Origin of the sequence: Streptomyces sp. NPDC058812 (genome assembly GCF_042744565.1) — a bacterium.
Lineage (GTDB): Bacteria > Actinomycetota > Actinomycetes > Streptomycetales > Streptomycetaceae > Streptomyces > Streptomyces thinghirensis.
Window position 1 is genome coordinate 341,609 of sequence record NZ_JBHYOB010000003.1, and the last position, 22,619, is coordinate 364,227.

Here is a 22,619-nt window from a genome sequence, read left to right on the forward strand (position 1 = left end):
GAGCGCGGCAAGTACATCAACCCGACTTTTGTTCGGGCTTTCTCCGACCCTGGCGGAGGGACTGCCGCCACCCGCCCGTCACTCTCCCTCCAACGCCTCCGCCAGCACCTCCGCCAGATGCCGCCCCCGCACCCCCGCCAACTGCTCCAGCTGCGTCCGGCACGAGAAGCCGTCCGCCAGGACCACCGCACCGTCCGGTGCCTCGCGCACCGCCGGGAGCAGCTGGTCCTCCGCGCAGGCGGCCGAGACCTCGTAGTGGCCGTCCTCGAAACCGAAGTTGCCCGCGAGGCCGCAGCAGCCGCCGGTCAGCTCGCCGGTCAGGCCGGCCGCCTCGCGCAGGCGGCGGTCGGCCGCGTCGCCCAGGACCGCGTGCTGGTGGCAGTGGGTCTGACCGGTGACCGGGCGGTCCAGGGCGGGCGGGATCCAGTCGGGGGCGTGGCGCTCCAGGGCCTCCGCGAAGGTCACCACGCGGGAGGCGAGTCGGGCCGCCCGCGGGTCGTCGTGCAGCAGCTCCGGCAGGTCCGTGTGCAGGGCGGCGGCGCAGCTCGGTTCCAGGACGACGACCGGTGCCGAGGTCTCCAGCACCGGGGCCATCAGGTCCAGCGTGCGGCGCATCACCGCGCGGGCACGGTCCAGTTGGCCCGTGGAGACGTACGTCAGGCCGCAGCAGACCCGGCCCCGGCGGGCCGTCAGGAGAGAGACCGCCGATTTCGACGTACCGTCGCCGACCACGGCACGTCCCCGCAGCGTCGGCGGCAGCGCCACCCGCAGCCCCGCCGCCTCCAGCACCCGTACGGCCGCCCGGCCCACGGAGGGTGAGAGATGCTCGGTGAACGTGTCGGGCCAGAGGACCACCAGATCACCGGACCCGGACCCGGACCCGGGCACGGGCACGGACCGTCCGGCACCCATACGCCGCCCGCGCCACCACCTGCTGAACGTCTCCCCAGCCAGCCGCGGCACCTCCCGCTCCCCCGCGATCCCGCCCACCCGCTTCGCCACCGCCGCCAACGGCCGGACGGAGGCCAGGGCATTGACGATCGGAGCCGTCCGGGTCAACGCCGCCCAACGCAGCCACACCGGCAGCCACCCCATCGCGTAGTGGGCGGCGGGGCGGCGACGGCCGGCGTAGTGGTGGTGCAGGAACTCCGCCTTGTACGTGGCCATGTCGACCTCGACCGGGCAGTCGGAACGGCAACCCTTGCAGGACAGGCACAGGTCGAGGGCGTCCCGGACCTCCGTGGAGCGCCAACCGTCGGTCACCAGCTCACCGGCGAGCATCTCGTGCAGCAGCCGGGCACGCCCGCGCGTGGAGTGCTCCTCCTCACCGGTCGCCCGGAACGACGGGCACATGACCGAGGAGCCCGCCGCCGACGTCGTACGGCACTTGGCGACCCCGACGCAGCGCCGCACCGCCGCCGAGAAGTCGCCGCCGTCGGCGGGGTAGCCGAAGGCCACGTCCACCGGCTCGCGCGGCAGTACGGAGAAGCGCAGGTTCGCGTCGAGCGGTGCCGGGCGGACCAGCATCCCGGGGTTGAGGAGGTCGTCCGGGTCCCAGACGGACTTCGCGCGCTCGAAGAGGGCGACGGTCTCCTCGCCGTACATCCTCGGCAGCAGTTCCGCCCGCGCCTGACCGTCCCCGTGCTCCCCGGACAACGAACCCTCGTGCGCCACGACCACGTCCGCCAGTTCCTCCGAGAAGCGGCGGAAGCGGGCCACCCCGGCGTCCGTCAGCAGGTCGAAGTCGATGCGTACGTGGATGCAGCCGTCCCCGAAGTGCCCGTACGGCGTGCCGCGCAGGCCGTGGGCGGACAGGAGGGCCCGGAAGTCCCGCAGGTAGGCGCCCAGCCGGACCGGCGGCACCGCGCAGTCCTCCCAGCCGGGCCACGCCTCCGAACCGTCCGGCATCCGTGTCGCCGTACCGCTCGCGTCCTCCCTGATCCGCCACAGCGCCCGCTGCCCGGCCGGGTCGGTCACCACCAGCGCGTCGACGACGTCCGCCGCCCGGACCACCGCCTCCGCACGCGCGCGTGCCTCCGCCCCCGACTCCCCGCCCGTCTCCACGAACAGCCACGCCCCGCCCCGGGGCAGCCCGGCCGCGGACGCCGGCGGCACCAGGTCCGCCGCCATGCCCTCGACCGTCAGCGGCCCGAGCGGCAGCAACCCGGCAGCCGCCTCCGCCGCCCCGGCCTCGTCGGCGTAACCGAGCACCGCCAGCGCACGCGCGCGCGGAGCCTCGACCAGCCGGACCACCGCCTCGGTCAGCACGCCCAGCGTGCCCTCCGAACCGCAGAAGGAGCGGGCCACGTCCGCGCCCCGCTCCGGCAGCAGCGCGTCCAGCGCGTAGCCGGAGATACGGCGGGGGAGGTCGGGGAAGCCGGTGCGCAGCCGCGCCAGGTCGCCGTCGACCAGCGCGCGCAGGCCCTCCGGCGCCCCGGCCCACTCCTGCCCGAGGCGCAGCCGCTCCCCCCGCGCGGTGAGCACCGTCAGCTCGCGCACGCTGTCCGCCGTCGTGCCCCACGCCACCGAGTGGGAGCCGCACGAGTTGTTGCCGATCATTCCGCCGAGCGTGCAGCGGCTGTGGGTGGAGGGGTCGGGGCCGAAGCGCAGGCCGTGCGGGGCGGCGGCCCGCTGCAGGCGGTCGAGGACAAGTCCCGGCTGGACGACGGCCGTTCGCGCCTCCTGGTCGAGCGAGACCAGCCGGTTCATGTGCCGGGTGAAGTCCAGGACGACGCCCGTGCCGGTCGCCTGTCCCGCGATCGACGTGCCACCGCCCCGCGCCACGACCGGCACCCCGCGCGCCCGGCACACCTCCAGCACGGCAGCCACGTCGTCGGCGTCTCTCGGTGCCACCACACCGAGCGGGACCCGACGGTAGTTGGACGCGTCCATGGTGGTCAGGGCCCGGGAGGTGACGTCGAAGCCGACCTCGCCGCGTACGGCCGTGCGCAGTGCTGCCTCCAGATCGGTCATGACTCCAGCATGGGCTCTCGTAGGTCGGCACAGGTCCGCAAGGCGGAGATCTCGTCTCATCGGACGGACATGTCTCCGTCCGGTTTCGCCGAGGAGATACCCTCCGGCTCGTGGCTGAGATCCAGATTCCTGCTGACATCAAGCCCGCGGACGGTCGATTCGGCGCGGGCCCCTCCAAGGTGCGGGTGGAGGCGCTGGACGCCCTGGCCGCCACCGGTACGTCCCTGCTCGGCACCTCCCACCGCCAGGCCCCGGTCAAGAACCTGGTCGGCAAGGTCCGTGAGGGCATCCGCGAGCTGTTCCGGCTCCCCGACGGCTACGAGGTGATCCTCGGCAACGGCGGCTCCACCGCGTTCTGGGACGTCGCGACCCACGGCCTGATCGAGGACAAGTCGCAGCACCTGAGCTTCGGCGAGTTCTCCTCCAAGTTCGCCAAGGCGGCGAAGCTCGCCCCCTGGCTGGCCGAGCCGACGGTCGTCTCCTCCGACCCGGGCACGCACCCCGAGGCGCGGGCCGAGGCCGGCGTGGACGTGTACGCGTTCACGCACAACGAGACCTCGACCGGCGTCGCCATGCCCATCAAGCGTGTCGCCGGTGCCGACGAGGGCTCCCTCGTCCTCGTCGACGCCACCTCCGGCGCCGGCGGCCTGCCCGTCGACATCGCCGAGACCGACGTCTACTACTTCGCCCCGCAGAAGTCCTTCGCCTCCGACGGCGGCCTGTGGATCGGCGTGTTCTCCCCGGCCGCCATCGAGCGCGCCGAGCGGATCCACGCGAGCGGCCGGCACGTCCCGGAGTTCTTCTCGCTGCCGACCGCGATCGACAACTCCCGCAAGAACCAGACGTACAACACCCCGGCGCTGGCCACCCTGTTCCTCCTGGGCGAGCAGCTGGACTGGATGAACGGCCAGGGCGGCCTGGACTTCACCACCGGCCGCACCAAGGACTCCTCGTCCCGCCTGTACGCCTGGGCGGAGGAGGCCAAGTACGCCGCCCCGTTCGTCTCGGACCCGGCCAAGCGCTCGCAGGTCATCGGCACCATCGACTTCTCCGACGACATCGACGCCGCCGCCGTCGCCAAGGTGCTGCGCGCCAACGGCGTCGTCGACACCGAGCCGTACCGCAAGCTCGGCCGCAACCAGCTGCGCGTCGCGATGTTCCCGGCGATCGACCCGGCGGACGTCGAGGCGCTGACCAAGTGCGTCGACTACGTGATCGAGAAGCTCTGATCACCGCTCTCGCGGTACGACGATGAGGGGCGCCCGGCAATCACCGGGCGCCCCTCATCGCTCTCCCGCTCCTAACGGCTGAGCCGCTGGAAGCGCCGCACCGCCAGCGGCAGGAAGATCGCCGTCAGTACCACCGGCCACACGCCCGCCATCAGCAGCGCGTGCTGCTCGACCCACGAGTCGCCGCCGCCGACCGGCGTGCCGAACAGTTCGCGGGCCGCCGCAGCCGTGGACGAGATGGGATTCCAGGCCGCCACCCAGCCCAGCCAGTCGGGCATGAGCTGCGGGGCGACGAAGATGCTGGAGATCATCGTCAGCGGGAACGCCACCGCGAACAGGCCGCCCGCCGCCTCCGGGTTGGGGACCAGCAGCCCCAGCCAGACCCCGATCCAGATCAGCGCGAACCGCAGCCACAGCAGCAGTCCGAACGCGCCCACGAAACCCCAGCCCCCGTCCGGCCGCCAGCCCATGGCCAGCGCGGTGAGCATCATGATGGCCAGCTCTGCACAGGCGACCACGAGGTCGGTCACACCGCGCCCCGCCACCACGGCCGAGGAGGACATCGGCATGGACCGGAAACGGTCGATGACGCCCTTGGTGGAGTCGTAGACGACGACGGTCGCGGTGTTGATGAAGCCGAACGCCATGGTCATCACGAACATGCCCGGCATCAGGAAGTCCTTGTAGTCCCCGCCGCCCGGCACCGTCATCGCGCTGCCGAAGACATAGCCGTAGAGGAGGACGGACAGGATCGGGAAGCCCAGCTGCCAGGCGATGTTGACGGGCTGGCGCTGGTAGTGGGTCAGGCCGCGGCGGACGATGTTGCCGCAGTCGGCGAGCAGCCAGTACAGCCGCCCGCGCTCACGCGGGGCCGTCGTCAGGTCGAGGGCGCTCATGCCGCCACCGCCTCCTTCCCCGCACTCGACTTCCCCGCACTCGGGTTCTCCGCACTCGTACGGTGTCCGGTCAGGCGCAGGAACACGTCGTCCAGGCTCGGCCTGCGCAGCCCGATGTCCTCCACCGCGACGCCCTCGTCCTGGAGGGTGCGCGCCACCTCGGTCAGCGCGGACACCCGGTCGGTGACCGGGGCGTGCACCCGCAGGCCCTCCTCGTCGGCCTCGGGTTCGCCGTCACAGACGCGGGCGACCACCTTCACCACCCTCGGTATCTCGGCGCGCTCGGCGACCACGACCTCGATGCGGTCGCCGCCGACCAGGTTCTTCAGCCCGTCCGGGGTGTCGTCGGCGATGGACCTGCCCTGGTCGATGACGGTGATGTGCGAGGCGAGCTTGTCGGCCTCCTCCAGGTACTGCGTGGTCAGCAGCACGGTCGTGCCGCTCGCCACCAGCGCGCGGACGGAGTCCCAGACCTCGCCGCGGCTGCGGGGGTCGAGGCCCGTCGTCGGCTCGTCCAGGAACAGGACGGACGGGGCGAGGATCATCGACGCGGCGAGGTCGAGGCGGCGCCGCATACCGCCGCTGTACTTGCCGACGCCCCGGTCGGCGGCGTCGGACAGGTCGAACTGCTCCAGCAGCTCGACGGCCCGCGCGCGGGCCCGCCTGCCGCCCAGGTGGAACAGGCGCCCGAACATCTCCAGGTTCTGCCGGCCGGTGAGCACCTCGTCCACGGCCGCGTACTGACCGGTGAGGCCGATCCGCGCCCGTACCTCGCGCGACCGCCGGGCGACGTCCAGGCCCGCCACCTCGGCCCGCCCCCCGTCCAGCCTGATCAGCGTGGACAGGATGCGCACGGCGGTGGTCTTGCCCGCGCCGTTCGGCCCGAGCAGGCCGTGCACGGTGCCCTCGCGGACGGCCAGATCGAACCCGTCGAGGGCGCGTTTCTCGCCGTACCGCTTCTCCAGGCCCTCGGCCCGTACCGCGTAACCGTCGCTCATGGGTCCCCCTCTCACTCCTTAATTGAGTACACCGTACCCTATTACGCGTACACCGTACCCAGTTTTTTCCTCGCGGCCATAGACTGACCTCATGGCAAGCGGTACGGAGACCAGCGGCAGCGGTGACATCGGCCGCACCCTCGAACTGTTGTGGGACACCGGCAGGCGGCCGAGCCGGGGGCCCAAACCGGGCCTGACGCTGGAGCGGATCGTGGAGGTCGCCGTCGAGGTCGCGGACCAGGACGGACTGGGCGCGGTCTCGATGCGCCGGATCGCCACGGAGCTGGGCACCGGCACGATGTCCCTGTACCGCTACGTCCCCGGCAAGGGTGAGCTGATCGACCTGATGCTGGACCGCGTGCAGCGCCCGTCCGAGGACCCCGACGACCTCGGCGACGGCGGCTGGCGCGCGGCACTGCACGCCCTCGGCCACGCCACCCTCGCCCTGTACCGCCGCCACACCTGGCTGCTGGAGGTCAACCAGTCCCGCCCGATCCTCGGCCCGAGCGCCATGGACGGCATGGAGAAGGTCCTGACCAGGATCAAGCCGATGGGCCTGACCGATCCCGAGCTGGTGTCGGCGATCATCATGATCGACGGGTATGTCGTCGGCGCCGCACGCACGCAGGTGTACGAGGCGGAGGCCGAGCGCCGGTCCGGGCTGACGGACGCGCAGTTCTGGGAAGCCCAGCAGCCGACGCTGGAGAAGGCCATGCTCAGTGGGCGCTACCCGGTCCTGGCCTCCCTCTCCGAGGACACCTTCGGCGCCGGCTTCGACCACTTCGAGTTCGGGCTGCAGCGCATCCTGGACGGGCTGGAGGTGCTGGTGGCCGCGCGGAGCGCGGCGCGCGGCTCAGCGGCGGCGGAACAGTCGCCGTAGCCCGAGGAACACGGCGGCGCACGCGACGATCAGGCCGACCGCCCCGACCTTGAGAGTGTCGCCGCCGGATCCGTCATCCCCTCCGCCGCCCTCACCCGAGGCGTCGGAGCCGCCCCCTCCCGACCCGCCGCCGCCCCCGGGCGCGTCCTCGGCCTTCACGGGGCTGCCCGCGCCCTCCATCCCGAGCAGCAGCTTCTCGCCGTCGGCGGTGTAGGTGACGGACTCGCCCTGCCCGAGGGGCACGCTGATCCGCCCCTTGCGCTGGATCTTCCCGCCGTTCCAGTCGTACCAGATGCCCCCGAGGTAGCCGCGCACGGCGAGCCGCTCGCCGTCCGGGGAGAAGGCGGCGTCGGTGGCCCAGAGGTCGACGGGGGCGGCGCGCCGGAAGACGTTGGTGCCGGAGGCGGAGAGCTTCGCCGGGCCCTCGTACAGGTGCCCGCCGTCCTCGTTCTTGTCGATGAGGTAGACCCGCCCGGTCTTCGGGTGGACGGCCATCGACTCCGCGTCGCGGGCGCCGTCCGCGTACTTCACGACGTACTGAGTCGCCTTGACCGTCTGGTCCTTCAGCTCCTTCGGCTCGGGCAGTTCGTAGATCCACACGTGCGGCCAGGTGCCACCGAGGTTGTCGCCGATGTCGCCGACGAAGAGCCGGTCGCCCGGTCCGACGGAGATCGCCTCGACGTCCCGGGGCGTGCCGACGCCGGAGAGCGCGACGCGGGCGACGGTCTCGCCGGTGGAACCGTCCACGGCGTAGAGGTACGGCCCGTCGTCCTGGTCGTTGTGCGTCCAGTAGATGCCGGGGTGCAGGCGGGAGGCGGCGAGGCCGCTGGACTCGGTGATGCGCGGATCCTTGATCGTGAAGCCGTCGCTCCCGTCGTCCCCGTCGGCGGCGGAGGCGGGCACGGCGAACGCGCCCACGAGAAGGGCCGCGGCGAGGAGGGCGAAGGGTCGGCGCATGCGCCAAGCCTGCCATCCCGCACGGGCGTTCACGGCGGGGGTCACGCACGGAGTCACGCTGCGTGGCCGGGCTCACATCGCGCGGGCCGGGCAGATCGTCCATGATGAGCGGATGCTCAGGTTCATGTTCGTCGGCGACTCCATGACGATCGGGAGCGCAGGCGAACACACGTGGCGCTACCGGCTGTGGCAGCACCTGCGCGACTCCTACGGCCGCCCCTTCACGTTCGTCGGCCCCCGCGAGACGCTGCACGACCAGTCGACGGACGCCCCCACCTCGTACGCCTACGCCGACCCCGACTTCCCCCGCGCCCACCTGGCCGGCTGGGGCGAGGGCTGGCACCACATGGCCCCGCTGATCGGCGAGACGGTACGGACCTGCCGCGCCGACGTGCTCCTCATCTCCCTGGGCCTGATCGACCTCGGCTTCTACACGAACGCGGAGCAGACCGCCGACAACGTCCGCGCCTTCGTGGCGGAGGCACGCTCGGCGAACCCGCGCGTCCGCATGGCCGTGATGCCGGTCGTCCCGAACATCCGGGTGGAGGCCGACACGTCCTTCGCCGAGCAGGTCACCCGGTTCAACGGACTCCTCGCGAAGACGATCGCCGACCTCGACGACCCGCGCTCCTCGCTGCTCCTCGTCCCGCCGCCCGCGTCGTACGACTTCCACGTGGACACCTACGACGGCACGCATCCCAACGAGAGCGGCGAGCACAGGATCGCGGAGGCGTTCGCGGAGGCGATGGACGAGGAGTGGGGGCTGGGCGGGCCCTACTCGGCCTCCCGGTAGGACACGGCCTGGCGTTCTGGCATATGCGCGTTCTCCCGTCTCCTGGTCGCCGTGCGTATCGTTGTACCGCGCGGCTGTACTCGTCGTTGGGGCAGCCGGGGAGGAGCGCCACGATGACCGTCGTAGACGACAGGATCGCCATGGCCGACATCAGTACGGAGCGCTTGGACGAGTGGTTCGAGCGGCTTGAACGGATGCCTGTCCCCGAAGGATTCAGGGCCGAGATCGTCGGGGGCACCGTCTACATGACACCGCAGCGCGGCACCCATTGGGAAATCATCTTTGAGATCGCGTCGGACATCCGGTTCCGTTTCGGAAGGCGCGCCAAGGTGCTCTCGGACGTCCGCATCGACTTCCCGGGTCACGAGAACGGTTTCTGCCCGGACGTGGTCAAGCTGCGCGACGGCGCGAAGGAGGACGACACAGGCCACTGGCGCTACGAGGACGTCGAGTTCGTAGCCGAGGTCATCTCCCAGGGCACCGCCGCCAACGACTACGGCCCCAAGAAGCTCGCCTACGCCAGCGCCGAGGTCCCCCTGTACCTCATCGCCGACCCGTACCAGGGCCGCTGCCACATCTTCACGCAACCCAAGGACGGCGACTACACGACCGAGACCAGGGTCGCCTTCGGACAGGAACTGGACCTCACCGACACCGTCCTCGGCCTCACTCTCAGGACCGACGCCTTCCCCCGCGACTGACCGACCGAACCCGCTTGCCTGGAGCGCACTCCAAGTCGTTGGCTTGGGGACCATGAAGTACACGCAGCTCGGACGCACAGGACTCAAGGTCAGCCGGCTCGTCCTCGGGACCATGAACTTCGGCCCGCAGACCGACGAGGCCGACAGCCACGCCATCATGGACGCGGCGCTGGACGCCGGCATCAACTTCTTCGACACCGCCAACGTGTACGGCTGGGGCGAGAACAAGGGCCGTACCGAGGAGATCATCGGCAACTGGTTCGCCAAGGGCGGCGACCGGCGCGACAGGACCGTCCTCGCCACCAAGGTGTACGGCAACATGGCCGCCGACGGAGAGGCGTGGCCCAACCACGACAAGCTCTCCGCCGTGAACATCCGGCGGGCGGTCGACGCCAGCCTCAAGCGGCTGCAGACGGACCACATCGACCTGTACCAGTTCCACCACATCGACCGCGCCACCGGATTCGACGAGATCTGGCAGGCCATCGACACCCTGGTCCAGCAGGGCAAGGTGCTCTACGCCGGGTCCTCGAACTTCCCCGGGTACAAGATCGCCCAGGCCAACGAGACCGCCGCCCGGCGCGGCGGCACCATCGGGCTGGTCAGCGAGCAGTGCCTGTACAACCTGGCCGAGCGCCGCGCCGAGATGGAGGTCATCCCGGCCGCGCAGGACTACGGCCTCGGCGTCATCCCGTGGTCGCCGCTGCACGGCGGGCTGCTCGGCGGGGTCCTGAAAAAGGAGGTCCAGGGCGGACGGCGCGCCTCCGGGCGGGCGGCCGACACCCTCGCCGACCCGGCCGGCCGCGCACAGATCCAGGCCTACGAGGACCTGCTCGACAAGCACGGCATCGAGCCCGGCGAGGCCGCGCTGGCCTGGCTGCTGACCCGGCCCGGCGTGACCGGCCCGATCGTCGGCCCGCGCACCGCCGAGCAGCTCACGTCGGCGCTGCGGGCCGTGGAGCTGGAGCTGTCGGACGAGCTGCTGACCGGGCTGGACGAGATCTTCCCGGGGCCGGGGCCGTCGCCGGAGGCGTTCGCCTGGTAGCGGCGTGAGCGTGGCGGCGGCCGCCTCACGGCCTGCTTACGGCCGCTCAGCCGAGGGCCGCCGCCACCGCCACCACGACGAGCATCAGCACGAGCACACCGGCCATGATCCGGTTACGGGTCTTCGGGTCCACGCCCCCGAGCCTAACCGGACGTGCCGAGCGGGCTGCGGGCGACCGTCTCGTAACGGGGCTGCTCGCCCGGCACGCCGGACTTCGGCAGGTCGCTGCGCACCAGCGCCAGGTCGGTCACGGTCCAGGCGGGGCCGGTGAAGCCGTCCAGGGCACCGACGTACGGCCGCACGTCGAACGCCTCCCGGCTGCGGGCCACCGTCAGGTGGGGCTTGTAGCGCCGGTGCTCGCCCATCTCGACGCCCGCCTTGCGCCCCGCCGACTCCGCCCGGTCCGCGAGCAGCCGCAGGGTCGCCACGTCACCCTCCGCTCCCGCCCACAGGGCCCGCCCGTGCCCGAACCGACCGCCCCCGCGCAACGCCAGCCGAAAGGGGGCGGTGCGGTGGGCGGCACGCTCCAGGCGGGCCGACAGGTCCGGTACGAGGTCGTCGTCCACCTCGCCGTAGAAGGCGAGCGTGAGGTGCCAGCCGGGACGGCCGGTCCAGCGCAGCCCGTCCGCGCCGGGCAGCTTCCGCAGCGCGGCCACCTCGGCGGCGAGGGCGGCGGTGACGTCCTCGGGGGGCAGTACGGCGGCGAACAGTCTCATGGCGTCACCCTGTCAGACCCGTACCGCCCGGGCCCTACGCCGCCGGCGCCAGCTCCTCGCGCCGCTCCCGCTCCACGAACCGCACCTGCGGATGCCCCCGGTGCCAGCCGACCGACAGGCGCAGGTTGCCGACGCGGGCCAGGACCAGGCCGATCACGACGGCCGCCGTAGCCGCTACCGCGCCGCCCGCCGCGAAGCCCGCCCGGGCGCCGTAGGTGTCCGTGACCCAGCCGACGATCGGGGCGCCGACCGGGGAGCCGCCGAGGAAGACCATCATGTACAGGGCCATGACGCGGCCCCGCATGGCCGGGTCGGTGGACATCTGGATGCTGGTGTTGGCGGTGACGTTGACCGTCATGCTGAAGACGCCTATCGGGACCATCAGCAGCGCGAACAGCCACAGCTCGGGTGCCGTCGCCGCCACCATCTCCAGGGCGCCGAAGGCCAGCGCCGCCGCGATCAGGACGCGCAGCCGGGCCGTGCCGCGCCGGGCGGCGAGCAGGGCGCCGGCCAGCGAGCCGACGGCCATGAGGGTGTTGAAGAGGCTGTAGGCGCCCGCGCCCGCGTCGAAGACGTCGTCGGCGAAGGCGGACAGGAACACCGGGAAGTTGAAGCCGAAGGTGCCGATGAAGCCGACCAGCACGATGGTCCAGATCAGCTCGGGGCGGCCGGCGACGTAGTGCAGGCCCTCGCGCAGCTGTCCCTTGCCCCGCGGGGCGCGCTGGACGGCGTGCAGTTCGCGGGCGCGCATCAGCAGCAGGCAGCTCAGCGGCGCGACGAAGGACAGGCCGTTGGCGAGGAACGCCCAGCCGGTGCCCACCCCGGTGATCATCAGACCGGCGACGGCGGGGCCGACCAGGCGGGCGGACTGGAAGTTGGCGGAGTTGAGGCTGACCGCGTTCTGGAGCTGGTCGCGGCCGACCAGCTCGGCGACGAAGGACTGGCGGGCGGGGTTGTCGACGACCGTGGCCAGGCCCATCGCGAAGGCGGCGACGTAGACGTGCCAGACCTGGACGTGGCCGGTCAGGGTGAGGACGGCGAGGAAGAGCGCGGTCACGGCCATCGATGACTGCGTGACCAGCAGCGTGGGGCGCTTGCGCAGGCGGTCGACGAGGACGCCGCCGTAGAGGCCGAAGAGCAGCATCGGCAGGAACTGCAGGGCGGTGGTGATGCCGACGGCGGCCGAGGAGCCGGTGAGGCTGAGCACCAGCCAGTCCTGGGCGATGCGCTGCATCCAGGTGCCGATGTTGGAGACGACCTGGCCCAGGAAGAACAGGCGGTAGTTCCGGACCCGGAGGGAGGCGAACATCGAGGTCTTGCGAGGGGCGTCGGGGGCGGTCGGGTCGTCGTGGCCGTCAGGTGCGGGGGCGGAAGCTGCTCCGGATCCCGTACTCAAAAGGTTCGCCTCCTCGCGAATGCTGCTTACCGGTGTGCGAGCTTCTCCAGCACGGGGGCGGCGGCGCGCAGTTTCGCCCACTCGTCCTCGTCGAGTCCCTCGACCAGCGTGGCCAGGAACGCGTTCCGCTTGCGGCGGCTCTCCTCGAGCATCACCACGGCCTGCTCGGTCTGCGTCACGACCTTCTGGCGCCGGTCCTCGGGATGCGGCTCCAGCCGGACCAGCCCCTTCGCCTCCAGGAGCGCCACGATGCGGGTCATCGACGGCGGCTGGACGTGTTCCTTGCGGGCCAGCTCGCCCGGGGTGGCGCGGCCGCAGTTGGCCAGGGTGCCCAGCACCGACATCTCGGTCGGGCTGAGCGACTCGTCGACCCTCTGGTGCTTGAGGCGACGGGACAACCGCATCACGGCGGAGCGCAGGGAGTTCACGGCGGCGGCGTCGTCGCCATGCTTGAGGTCCGGCATGTTCCTTAGCGTAACTCATTAGGCTAGCGAAATACCACCGCTTACGCGCCCGCGTGCCCGTGTCGCCCGCCACTGAAACCCGGACTTCACCCGTACGAGTGAGCTGATTCCGGAAATCGGAGCATCACCCGGTCGGTGGGGGCGACCCTCGTGCGCATGGGGACCAGCGTGCTCAGCCTGCGGATGGACGGGGAGCTGCTCGACCGGCTCCGGCACCATGCGGCGAAAAGGGGAATGAGCGTCCAGGACTATGTCGTCCGGACGCTCATTCGGGATGACTTCGACGAGCGGTTCCAGTCCGCCGTGGAGGAGACGGAACGGTTCTACGGGGTCACCTGAACCCCACCGGTCAGGTGAGACCCAGGGCCGGCATCAGGTAGTAGAAGGCGAACACCGCCGACACCACGTACATCGTGACCGGGACCTCCCGGCCCCGCCCGACCGCCAGGCGCAGCACCGAGAAGGTGATGAAGCCCATGCCGATGCCGTTGGTGATCGAGTAGGTGAACGGCATCATCAGCATCGTCACGAAGGCCGGGACGGCGATCGTGAAGTCGGTCCAGTCGATCTCCCGGATCGAGCCGGCCAGGATAAGGAAGCCGACCGCGACCAGCGCCGGAGTGGCCGCCTGGGACGGGACCATCGTCGCGACCGGCGTGAGGAACAGCGCCACGGCGAAGAGCGCGCCGGTGACGATGTTCGCGAAGCCGGTGCGCGCGCCCTCGCCGACGCCTGCCGTGGACTCCACGAAGCAGGTCGTGGCCGAGGCGGAGCTGGCACCGCCCGCGGCGACCGCGACACCGTCGACGAAGAGGACCTTGTTGATGCCCGGCATCTGGCCCTGGGCGTCGGTCAGCTTCGCCTCGTCGCTGACGGCCATGATCGTGCCCATGGCGTCGAAGAAGGACGACAGCAGGACCGTGAAGACGAACAGCACGCCGGTCAGCACGCCGACCTTCTCGAACCCGCCGAACAGGCTCAGCTCGCCGACCAGGCCGAAGTCGGGGGTGGCGACGGGGTTGCCGGGCCACTCGGGGGTGGTCAGGCCCCAGGAGGGGATGTCGGCGACCGCGTTGATGATCATCGCGAGGACGGTCATCGCGACGATCGAGATCAGGATCGCGCCAGGGGTCCTGCGGACGATCAGCGCCAGGGTGAGCAGCACACCGAGGGCGAAGACCAGCACCGGCCAGCCGAGCAGGTGACCGCCGGTGCCCAGCTGCAGGGGAACGGTGGTCTGGGCGGCGTCCGGCATCCGGGTGACGAACCCGGAGTCGACCAGGCCGATCAGCATGATGAACAGGCCGATACCGATGGCGATGGCCTTGCGCAGGCCGTAGGGCACGGCGTTCATCACGCGCTCGCGCAGGCCGGTGGCGACCAGCAGCATGACGATGAAGCCGGCCAGCACCACCATGCCCATGGCGTCCGGCCAGGACATCCGCGGGGCGAGCTGGAGGGCGACGACGGAGTTCACGCCGAGGCCCGCGGCGAGCGCGATCGGGACGTTGCCGATGACGCCCATCAGGAGCGTGGTGAACGCCGCCGTCAGGGCGGTCGCGGTGACCAGCTGACCGTTGTCGAGCTGGTTGCCGTACATGTCCTTCGCGCTGCCCAGGATGATCGGGTTCAGCACGATGATGTAGGCCATCGCGAAGAAGGTGGCGAAACCGCCGCGGATCTCACGGGGCAGCGTGCTGCCGCGCTCGGAGATCCTGAAGTAGCGGTCGAGGCCGTTCTGCGGGGGCCGCCTGTCTTCGGGCGACTCGGGGGACGGGGGGACCTGGGCGGAGGCCGAGGTGGGCATGCGAGGACCTCATCACCAACAGGTTCCCCCACGGCCTTATTGGTGCTTCCTACGAATGAAAGCGGTCAGAGACAAACGGGTTCAGTATGAACGTATGAGCCTCCGAGCGCTATCTCCGCGCGTAGATCCCGTGTGGTGGCACCTCGCGAGCCGGCGGTGCGGGGCCTCGTAAGCTGTACGCATGAAGAAGTGGACACCCACGCACGAGGCGCCGGAGCCCCTGGAGGGCCCCGTGATTCCGACCGTCATCGGCGGCACCGTCCTCTGGTTCGTCCTCTTCCTCGCGCAGCTGCCCTTCTACGGCTGGTTCGAGGACCACGGGCACACCTGGTGGGTGTGGACCTGCCTGGCCGGCGCCGGGCTCGGACTGATCGGCATCTGGTACGTGCGGGGGCGCGACGCCGCACTCCGGCGGGCCGCGCGGGACGACGCCTGACAGCCGTGCCCGAGCCGCCCCGTCTTCCCGAGCCGCCTGATCCGGCCGAGCTGCCCCATCCGGCCGAGCTGCAGCCGCTCCGGCCCGATCACGCGCCCGCGCTGCTCGCCTTCGAGCGGGAGAACCGCGCCTGGTTCGCCGCCTCCGTGCCCGACCGGGGCGAGGACTACTTCACCCGGTTCGACGAGCGCCTGCGCGCGCTGCTGGCCGAGCAGGGGGCCGGGGTCTGCTTCTTCCACGTGCTGGTCGGCCCCGGCGGCGAAGTGCTCGGGCGGGTCAACCTCGTGGACGCGGAGGGCGGTGTCGCCGAGCTCGGGTACCGGATCGCGGAACGGGCCGCCGGGCGCGGCCTGGCCACCCGGGCCGTACGGGAGGTCTGCGCACTCGCCGCCCGCGCGTACGGGCTGACCGCGCTGCGGGCCTCGGCCACCCTCGACAACGCGGCCTCTCGGGCCGTGCTGGCCCGGACCGGGTTCGTCGCCACCGGCACGACACGGCTCGACGGGCGCCCCGGTCTGACCTACCTGCGCACCCTGTAGTACCTGGGCATCAGGGGCCGGATCGCCCCGTCCTCCCCAGGTCGGATCTTCCCCGTATTCGGCGGGTGAAGCCGTAAATCCGCCCTTACCGTCGAACGCATGACGCATCTCGACGCGGACGACCGACTCGATCCCGCGGACCCCGTACACGTCCTTTCCCCGGCGACCGGGCTGACCGCGGCCGGGGTGGCCGAACGGGTCGCGCGCGGTCAGGTCAACGACGTCCCGGTGCGCAGCAGCCGCTCACTGGCCGACATCGTCCGCGCCAATGTCTTCACCCGGTTCAACGCGATCATCGGCGTGCTCTGGGTGATCATGCTGTTCGTCGCGCCGATCCAGGACAGCCTGTTCGGCTTCGTGATCCTCGCCAACACCGGCATCGGCATCGTCCAGGAGTGGCGGGCGAAGAAGACCCTCGACTCCCTGGCCCTGATCGGCGAGGTCCGCCCGACCGTGCGCCGGGACGGGACGGCCGCCGAGGTCAGCACCTCGGAGATCGTGCTGGACGACGTCATCGAGATCGGGCCCGGGGACAAGGTCGTCGTCGACGGGGTGTGCGTCGAGGCGGACGGGCTGGAGATCGACGAGTCCCTGCTGACCGGCGAGGCCGACCCGGTCGTCAAGCAGCCGGGGGACCAGGTCATGTCCGGCAGCTTCGTGGTCGCGGGCGGCGGCGCGTTCCGGGCGACCAAGGTGGGGCGCGAGGCGTACGCGGCGCAGCTCGCCGAGGAGGCCTCCCGCTTCACCCTGGTCCAGTCCGAGCTGCGCTCCGGCATCTCCACGATCCTGAAGTACGTCACCTGGATGATGGTCCCGACCGCGATCGGCCTGATCCTCAGCCAGCTGGTCGCGAAGGACAACGAGCTGGACGACTCGATCGCGCGGACGGTCGGCGGCATCGTGCCCATGGTCCCGGAGGGCCTGGTCCTGCTCACCTCCGTCGCCTTCGCGATCGGCGTCGTCCGCCTCGGCCGCAAGCAGTGCCTCGTCCAGGAACTGCCCGCCATCGAGGGCCTGGCCCGCGTCGACACCGTCTGCCTGGACAAGACCGGCACCCTCACCGAGGGCGGCATGGACGTCACCGGACTGCGCCCGCTCGACGGCGCCGACGAGAGCCACGTCCGCACGGTGCTCGGCGCCCTCGGCGAGGCCGACCCGCGCCCGAACGCCTCCCTCCAGGCGATCATCGACGCCTACCCGGTCGCCGAAGCCGCCGGGGACTGGCGCTGCACCGCGTCCCTGCCCTTCTCCTCCGCCCGCAAGTACAGCGGCGCCACCCTCGTCGAGGGCGACGGCGCCTCCGGCACGTGGCTGCTGGGCGCGCCCGACGTGCTGCTGGCCGAGGACGACCCCGCGCTCGCCGAGACCACGCGGCTCAACGAGCAGGGGCTGCGGGTACTGCTGCTCGCCCGCGCCGGCCGCGACCTGGACGACCCCGGGGTGGCCGAGGACGTCACGCCCACCGCCCTGGTCGTCCTGGAGCAGCGGCTGCGCCCGGACGCCGCCGACACCCTGCGCTACTTCGCCGACCAGGACGTCCGCGCCAAGGTCATCTCCGGGGACAACGCGGTGTCGGTCGGCGCGGTGGCCGCGGGGCTCGGGCTGTCCGGCGCCACCGTCGACGCGCGCCGGCTGCCCGCAGAGCGGGAGGAGATGGCCGAGGCGCTCGACGGGGGGACGGTGTTCGGGCGGGTCACCCCGCAGCAGAAGCGGGACATGGTGGGCGCCCTCCAGTCGCGCGGCCACACGGTCGCGATGACCGGCGACGGCGTGAACGACGTCCTGGCGCTCAAGGACGCCGACATCGGTGTGGCGATGGGCTCCGGATCGGAGGCCACCCGGGCGGTCGCGCAGATCGTGCTGCTCAACAACAGCTTCGCCACGCTGCCGTCGGTGGTGGCCGAGGGCCGCCGGGTCATCGGCAACATCACCCGGGTCGCGACCCTGTTCCTGGTGAAGACCGTGTACTCGGTGCTGCTGGCGATCCTGGTGGTCTGCTCTCAGGTCGAGTACCCGTTCCTGCCCCGCCACCTCACCCTGCTCTCCACGCTCACCATCGGCATCCCCGCCTTCTTCCTGGCCCTCGCCCCGAACAAGGAACGGGCCCAGCCCCACTTCGTACGGCGCGTGATGCGGTACGCGATCCCGGGCGGGGTACTGGCCGGGGCGGCGACCTTCACGACGTACCTGGTCGCCCGGCAGCACTACTCCGGGCCGGGGGCGCTGGACGCGGAGACCAGCGCGGCGACGCTGACGCTGTTCCTCATCTCGATGTGGGTGCTGGCGATCATCGCCCGCCCCTACACGTGGTGGCGGGTGGGGCTGGTGGCGACGATGGGCCTGGGCTTCGTGGTGGTGCTGGCGGTGCCGTGGCTCCAGGACTTCTTCGCGCTGAAGCTGGTGGGGGTGACGATGCCGTGGACTGCCGTCGGCATCGCGGTGGTCGGTGCGGGTCTTTTGGAGCTGACGTGGAGGTGGGTGGACCGGCGGTTCCCGGTATAGGGGTCCGTGATTCGCTGCGGCGCCGTCGTGGCTGGTCGCGCGGTTCCCCGCGCCCCTCAATGGGCGCGTCACAGCCCCGCCGACCGAAAGGCACCGCCCCTCAGTCGAACCAGCGGTCCCTCGCCAGTTCCTCCGTCCGCGACTCGTCCTCCAGCAGCGCCGCGACCTCGAAGCGGCGGGGCCACTGACCGGCCGCCCAGGCGAGCCCCGCCGCCACGCCCTCCAGCGTCGCCGCGTGCAGCACCCCGTCGTCCGTCAGCCGCCAGTCGATCTCCACACCATCGACGACCAGCTCCTCGTGCTCCACGTACGACGCCGGGGTCCGCGCCCCGAGCAGCACCCGCACCGGCTCCGGTACGCCGTGCTCGGCGCCCTCGGAGTCGACGCGGCCGGTGACCGACTCGCTCAGCCGCCGCACCTGGAACAGCTCCGCCAGCCCGGCGGCCCGGGCCGGCCGCACGGGCAGCAGCGGCACGCCCGACGTGAAGGGCAGCAGGTCCGGTGAGTCGACCACCACGGCGTCGGCGGCGTCCACCACCTCCACCCGGCCGTCGACCACGGCCCGCACGTCGTCCGGCAGGGTGACCCGCTCCGGGTCCAGCTCGGCCAGCGCGCCGTACAGGGCGTGCAGTTGGGCGGCCGTGACCGGGCGGTCGGGGTCGGCGAGGCGGTCCAGCAGCTCCGCCGCGCCGCCGGGTTCGTCGAGCAGGGCGGCAACAGACGTCCGTACGCCCAGCGCCCGCAGCACCTGCTCGTCCTCGAAACCGGTGGCGTCGGCCTCGTCGTACAGGCCCCGCAGCAGCGGGTCGCCGCCCGCCGCCCGCAGACCCGCCGGGCGCCGCCCGCCGAGCACCGGGTGCCCGCGCAGCCACCACGCGGTGTACGGCCGTACGACCTCGTGGGTGCCGTCGGGCAGGAGGACGCGCACGGACTGGACGAGCGCGTCGCGCAACGGGGGCTGCGACAGCAGGGCGAGGGCCTCGGGCCACCGGTCGTCGTCCACGAGGTCCAGGTCGCGCACGGCGACGATCTCGGTGGCGACCGGCGGGACGGGACTGTCCGGGAAGCGGTCGAGGACGTCCTCGCTCCACACGTCCACGGCGTCCAGCAGGCCCGCGTCGTCCGGCTCGGCGAAGTCGCCCTCGCGGGGCTCCAGTTCGTCCGGGTCGAGGACGACGTCGGTGGCGCGGACGAGAGCGAAGGTGACGAGCACCCCGCAGGCGGCCAGGGGCTCCGGCCCCCACTTCTCGGCCAGCTCCGCGTCCACGGAGGCGAGTTCGTCCTCGCGCATGACCTGGGCGAACGGGCCGCCGGGGAAGACGAGTTCGCCCGCCGGGGACAGCTCGCCGTCCTCGTCGGGCAGGGCGAGCGCGCCGAGCCACGGCTCGTCGCCGGGTTCGAGTCCGGCGTCGCGGACCAGGCCGAGGACGGTGTCGGCCAGTTCGTCTGCGTCGAGCGTGTCCTCCTCCCAGTTCGTGCCGCCGTCGTCCTCCAGGGAGGCGGCGACGGCGGCCCGGACCTGCGGGGTGGTGAGCACGGCACGCGGGGTGGCCGGCAGGGCGCCGAGCTTCTCCAGCAGCCCGTGGGCGGCGTCCGGGTGGGCGACCTTCAGACCGAGGCGGGTGAGGACCTCCGGATCGAGGGAGGCGGCCGCCCCGGAGGGCAGCAGCACCTGCCGGGGACCGATGGTCGTACGGCCGTCCGCGAGGGGCACGGGCAGCCCGGACAGCCGGTCGGGATCGACTCCGGCGAGGCTGTCGTAGAGCCGCCGCCACCAGCCGGGGTCCTTCTCCAGCCCGGCCAGCCGGTCGATCGCGTCGGTCAGCGGCACCCGGGCCACGCCCAGCGTGCGCAGTTCCGCCCGGCGCTCGAGTCCGGCGGGCAGCAGGGTCGGGAGCACCTCGGCGAGGACCCGCACGGTGTCGGTGCCCGCGCCCTCCACCACTTCGGCGTCGCGGGGCCGCAGGGACTCGGGCAGGTCGGGGTCGTCCTCGCGCGGTTCGGCGGCGGGCGGCAGGAAGGAGGTGCGCGGCAGCCGTTCGAGGATCACCTGCCGCAGCGCCCCGTCCAGCTCACCCTTGCCCAGCGGGCCGGGCACCAGGTCGATGAGGCCGGTCGCCACCGGCCGCCAGTCGGCGAGGAGCCCGGCGTAGGCGTCCGCGGCCCGCTCCGTCAGGAAGTCGGTCAGCGGGCCGCGCGCGGCGTGCCGGCGGGTGGAGTCCAGCGGGAAGGAGGCGATGAGCAGCGCGGGCACGCCGAGGGGCTCGTCACTGGGCGTGGGCGCGTGGACGAAGGGACTGGTGCGGGGGCGTTCGGGACCGCCGTCCGCGTCCACGGGCACCGCCCACGTCACGGACCAGTGGGGGCGCAGCCGCTCCTCCACCGGCCGGTCGGCGAGGAGGTCGGGGGTGAGGGGCCCGTGCGCGGCGACGGTGCGCCAACGGGTGACGCCCTCCCGGGAGTCGTCCACCACGGTCAGGGCGCCCTCGGTGCGGCGGCCCAGCGTGCGCACCTCGTCCGCCACCTCCACCACGACCTCCTCCAGACCCGGCAGGGCGAGGAGCAGGGCGTCGTCGACGGCGTGCAGGAGCCGTTCGGCGAGGTCGGCGGCGGCCGTGTCGCGGAGCGGCAGGATGACGGCCGTGTCGTACGGGCCGGGGGCGGTGCCCTCGGCCGGGAACGGCAGCCGCAGCAGCGGGACGTGCCCGTCGCGCCGCCGGATCTCGTCCCCCAGGCCGGGACTGTGCAGCGCGGTGTCGGCGGCCAGGCCCCGGGCCTCGACCAGGGACCAGCGCACACCGCCGTGCCGGCCGACGACGGCGGGCTCGTCGGTGACGGCCAGGACGGCGGCGAAGCCGACCCCGAACCGGCCGACCGCGCTCTCCCCGGCGTCCCGCTTGGCCGAGGCGCGCAGGGTGGACAGCGACTCGACGCCGGCCGCGTCCAGCGGGGCGCCGGTGTTGGCGGCGACCAGGACACCGTCGCGCAGGGTGAGACGGAGCCGGCCGGGCACACCGGCCCGCGCGGCGGCGTCGGCGGCGTTCTGCGCGAGTTCGACGACCAGCCGGTCGCGGTAGCCGCCGAGGACGAGGTCCTCCTCCGCGTTGGCGTCCTCACGGAACCGGGCCGGGCTCGTGGCCCAGGCGTCCAGCACCCCGCGCCGCAGACGTGCGGTACCGAACGGATCCGCGCCCTCGGCGGCAGGCCGCACGAACATGCTCACGGTGACTCTCCTCATCGACGGATCACGAAGGTACCGCCCGCTCAGCCCGTCCGGCGTCTGAGGACGAGGCCGTCAAGGCCGAAAGGGGGGTCTGGGGGCGCGGCCCCCAAGGAGCCCGGCCACACGCCCGCGCACGCTACGAGTGCCCCAGCTCCGCCGACGCCTCGTCCTCGGCCACCGGAACCGACCCGGAGTCCGCCGCCGGCCGCAACGGGAACGGATCGACCCGCGTCTCGTCGATCACCGGCGGAGCCACCCGCGGCGGCTTCGGCATGACCGCGGCCTCGGAGTGCCCACCGCACCCGTAGGCCAGCGACACCACCCGTCCGTCCGCCGGGGAGAACTCGTTGGCGCACACGCCGAAGGCCTGCCCCAGCGAGCCGCCGATCCGCGCCAGGAAGCCGCAGCTCACGCAGGACGCGGGGGCCGCCTGGGCCATCGCGGTCTTCGGGCCGAAGTCCTCCTCCCAGCGGTCCGCGGCGACATGCAGGCCGTACCGGGACAGCACCCGCGTGCGGCGCAGGCCCAGTTCCTCGGCGACGGCCGAGATCGTGCCGCGGGCCGGGACGGCCGACAGCTCGGCGGGCGGACCGGCCGTGACCTCGGCGTCCTCCGCCTCCACCAGTTCGGCCATCTCGTGGGAGACGGCGGAGTTCGGCGGCGGCTCGTCCTCGCCGGTCCAGCCGGGCTCCAGCCGCAGGTCCTCCGCGTCGGTGGGCAGCAGGTCGCCGGGGCCCATGTCGCCGGGGCGCAGCCGCTCGCTCCACGGCACCCACTCGGGGGCGAGGAGGGCGTCCGGGCCGGGCAGCAGTACCGCCTCGTCCACCGTGACGATCTTGGCGCGGGAGGCGCGGGCCACGGTCACGGCCCAGCGCCAGCCGCGGTACCCCAGCTCCTTGCAGGCGAAGTGGTGCGTGACGACCCGGTCACCCTCCGACACCATGCCCTCGTGCTCGCCGACGACGCCTGGTGCGGCGGCCTCCTCGGCTGCGGCGCGGGCGAGGTCGACGGCCTCGGCGCACAGACGGTCAGGGGTGCGGCTTCGCGTTGTCGCTGCGCTCACA

At 72.4% G+C, this 22,619-nt stretch carries 19 protein-coding genes; 9 read left to right on the plus strand and 10 right to left on the minus strand.

What is annotated here, in order from left to right:
- Nucleotides 1–78: 78 nt before the first annotated feature.
- Nucleotides 79–2,973 (minus strand): FAD-linked oxidase C-terminal domain-containing protein, encoded by a 2,895-nt coding sequence (locus tag ACFW48_RS08425; RefSeq protein ID WP_386311625.1) that lies wholly within the window; start codon nt 2,971–2,973, stop codon nt 79–81.
- A gap of 110 nt (nt 2,974–3,083) precedes the next feature.
- Between ACFW48_RS08425 and serC the strand changes: the two genes are divergently transcribed.
- A complete protein-coding gene (gene serC, locus ACFW48_RS08430; RefSeq protein ID WP_386311627.1) occupies nt 3,084–4,202 on the plus strand; it encodes a phosphoserine transaminase in 1,119 nt (372 codons plus the stop codon).
- A gap of 71 nt (nt 4,203–4,273) precedes the next feature.
- On the opposite strand, the gene ACFW48_RS08435 is transcribed toward serC, so the two are convergent.
- Together ACFW48_RS08435 and ACFW48_RS08440 are read right to left on the minus strand one after the other, a co-directional pair.
- A complete protein-coding gene (locus ACFW48_RS08435) occupies nt 4,274–5,098 on the minus strand; it encodes an ABC transporter permease (RefSeq protein WP_386311629.1) in 825 nt (274 codons plus the stop codon).
- Nucleotides 5,095–6,096 (minus strand): ATP-binding cassette domain-containing protein, encoded by a 1,002-nt coding sequence (locus ACFW48_RS08440; RefSeq protein WP_386311631.1) that lies wholly within the window; start codon nt 6,094–6,096, stop codon nt 5,095–5,097. Before ACFW48_RS08440 ends, ACFW48_RS08435 begins: the two co-directional genes overlap by 4 nt.
- A gap of 91 nt (nt 6,097–6,187) precedes the next feature.
- On the opposite strand from ACFW48_RS08440, the gene ACFW48_RS08445 reads away from it, so the two are divergent.
- Complete coding sequence (locus tag ACFW48_RS08445) at nt 6,188–6,976, plus strand: TetR/AcrR family transcriptional regulator (protein WP_386311632.1); 789 nt, start codon at nt 6,188–6,190, stop codon at nt 6,974–6,976.
- Here the strand turns inward: ACFW48_RS08445 and ACFW48_RS08450 are convergent.
- A complete protein-coding gene (locus ACFW48_RS08450) occupies nt 6,950–7,933 on the minus strand; it encodes a WD40 repeat domain-containing protein (protein WP_386311634.1) in 984 nt (327 codons plus the stop codon). The two genes, ACFW48_RS08445 and ACFW48_RS08450, sit on opposite strands and share 27 nt — an antisense overlap.
- Before the next feature lie 112 nt (nt 7,934–8,045).
- Here ACFW48_RS08450 and ACFW48_RS08455 point away from each other — a divergent pair, with 112 nt between their 5' ends.
- The 3 genes from ACFW48_RS08455 to ACFW48_RS08465 all read left to right on the plus strand — a co-directional run bounded on the left by ACFW48_RS08455 (nt 8,046) and on the right by ACFW48_RS08465 (nt 10,472).
- Nucleotides 8,046–8,726 carry a GDSL-type esterase/lipase family protein gene (locus ACFW48_RS08455; RefSeq protein WP_386311636.1) on the plus strand — a complete coding sequence of 227 codons (681 nt, stop codon included), beginning with the start codon at nt 8,046–8,048 and terminating at the stop codon, nt 8,724–8,726.
- A gap of 113 nt (nt 8,727–8,839) precedes the next feature.
- The gene (locus ACFW48_RS08460; protein WP_386311637.1) at nt 8,840–9,427 is read left to right on the plus strand and encodes a Uma2 family endonuclease; all 588 of its coding nucleotides are present in this window, start codon (nt 8,840–8,842) and stop codon (nt 9,425–9,427) included.
- A gap of 52 nt (nt 9,428–9,479) precedes the next feature.
- Nucleotides 9,480–10,472, plus strand: a complete 993-nt coding sequence (locus ACFW48_RS08465; protein ID WP_386311639.1) for an aldo/keto reductase — start codon at nt 9,480–9,482, stop codon at nt 10,470–10,472.
- A gap of 143 nt (nt 10,473–10,615) precedes the next feature.
- Here ACFW48_RS08465 and thpR read toward each other — a convergent pair whose 3' ends face one another.
- Genes thpR through ACFW48_RS08480 form a run of 3 tightly spaced genes read right to left on the minus strand, consistent with a single transcriptional unit; the run spans nt 10,616 to nt 13,048 of the window.
- Entirely contained in the window at nt 10,616–11,188 is a 573-nt protein-coding gene (gene thpR / locus ACFW48_RS08470; protein ID WP_386311641.1) for an RNA 2',3'-cyclic phosphodiesterase, read from the minus strand.
- A gap of 34 nt (nt 11,189–11,222) precedes the next feature.
- The gene (locus ACFW48_RS08475) at nt 11,223–12,584 is read right to left on the minus strand and encodes an MFS transporter (protein ID WP_386311643.1); all 1,362 of its coding nucleotides are present in this window, start codon (nt 12,582–12,584) and stop codon (nt 11,223–11,225) included.
- A gap of 26 nt (nt 12,585–12,610) precedes the next feature.
- Nucleotides 12,611–13,048, minus strand: a complete 438-nt coding sequence (locus ACFW48_RS08480; RefSeq protein WP_386311645.1) for a MarR family winged helix-turn-helix transcriptional regulator — start codon at nt 13,046–13,048, stop codon at nt 12,611–12,613.
- A gap of 156 nt (nt 13,049–13,204) precedes the next feature.
- On the opposite strand from ACFW48_RS08480, the gene ACFW48_RS08485 reads away from it, so the two are divergent.
- On the plus strand, nt 13,205–13,387 hold the full coding sequence (locus ACFW48_RS08485) for a hypothetical protein (RefSeq protein ID WP_055417808.1): 183 nt from the start codon (nt 13,205–13,207) through the stop codon (nt 13,385–13,387).
- Nucleotides 13,388–13,397: 10 nt separating this feature from the next.
- Here the strand turns inward: ACFW48_RS08485 and ACFW48_RS08490 are convergent, their stop codons facing one another.
- Complete coding sequence (locus ACFW48_RS08490) at nt 13,398–14,855, minus strand: NCS2 family permease (protein WP_386311647.1); 1,458 nt, start codon at nt 14,853–14,855, stop codon at nt 13,398–13,400.
- Between the two features lie 181 nt (nt 14,856–15,036).
- Between ACFW48_RS08490 and ACFW48_RS08495 the strand changes: the two genes are divergently transcribed.
- The 3 genes from ACFW48_RS08495 to ACFW48_RS08505 all read left to right on the plus strand — a co-directional run bounded on the left by ACFW48_RS08495 (nt 15,037) and on the right by ACFW48_RS08505 (nt 18,332).
- Nucleotides 15,037–15,291: a DUF2530 domain-containing protein gene (locus tag ACFW48_RS08495; RefSeq protein ID WP_386311649.1), complete on the plus strand. Its 255-nt coding sequence runs from the start codon at nt 15,037–15,039 to the stop codon at nt 15,289–15,291.
- 50 nt (nt 15,292–15,341) lie between these two features.
- Complete coding sequence (locus tag ACFW48_RS08500; protein WP_386312081.1) at nt 15,342–15,830, plus strand: GNAT family N-acetyltransferase; 489 nt, start codon at nt 15,342–15,344, stop codon at nt 15,828–15,830.
- Nucleotides 15,831–15,929: 99 nt separating this feature from the next.
- A complete protein-coding gene (locus ACFW48_RS08505; RefSeq protein ID WP_386311651.1) occupies nt 15,930–18,332 on the plus strand; it encodes an HAD-IC family P-type ATPase in 2,403 nt (800 codons plus the stop codon).
- Between the two features lie 100 nt (nt 18,333–18,432).
- Here ACFW48_RS08505 and ACFW48_RS08510 read toward each other — a convergent pair whose 3' ends face one another.
- Together ACFW48_RS08510 and ACFW48_RS08515 are read right to left on the minus strand one after the other, a co-directional pair.
- On the minus strand, nt 18,433–21,555 hold the full coding sequence (locus tag ACFW48_RS08510; RefSeq protein ID WP_386311653.1) for a sacsin N-terminal ATP-binding-like domain-containing protein: 3,123 nt from the start codon (nt 21,553–21,555) through the stop codon (nt 18,433–18,435).
- 136 nt (nt 21,556–21,691) lie between these two features.
- The gene (locus ACFW48_RS08515; protein WP_386311654.1) at nt 21,692–22,618 is read right to left on the minus strand and encodes a DUF3027 domain-containing protein; all 927 of its coding nucleotides are present in this window, start codon (nt 22,616–22,618) and stop codon (nt 21,692–21,694) included.
- Nucleotide 22,619 lies beyond the last annotated feature (1 nt).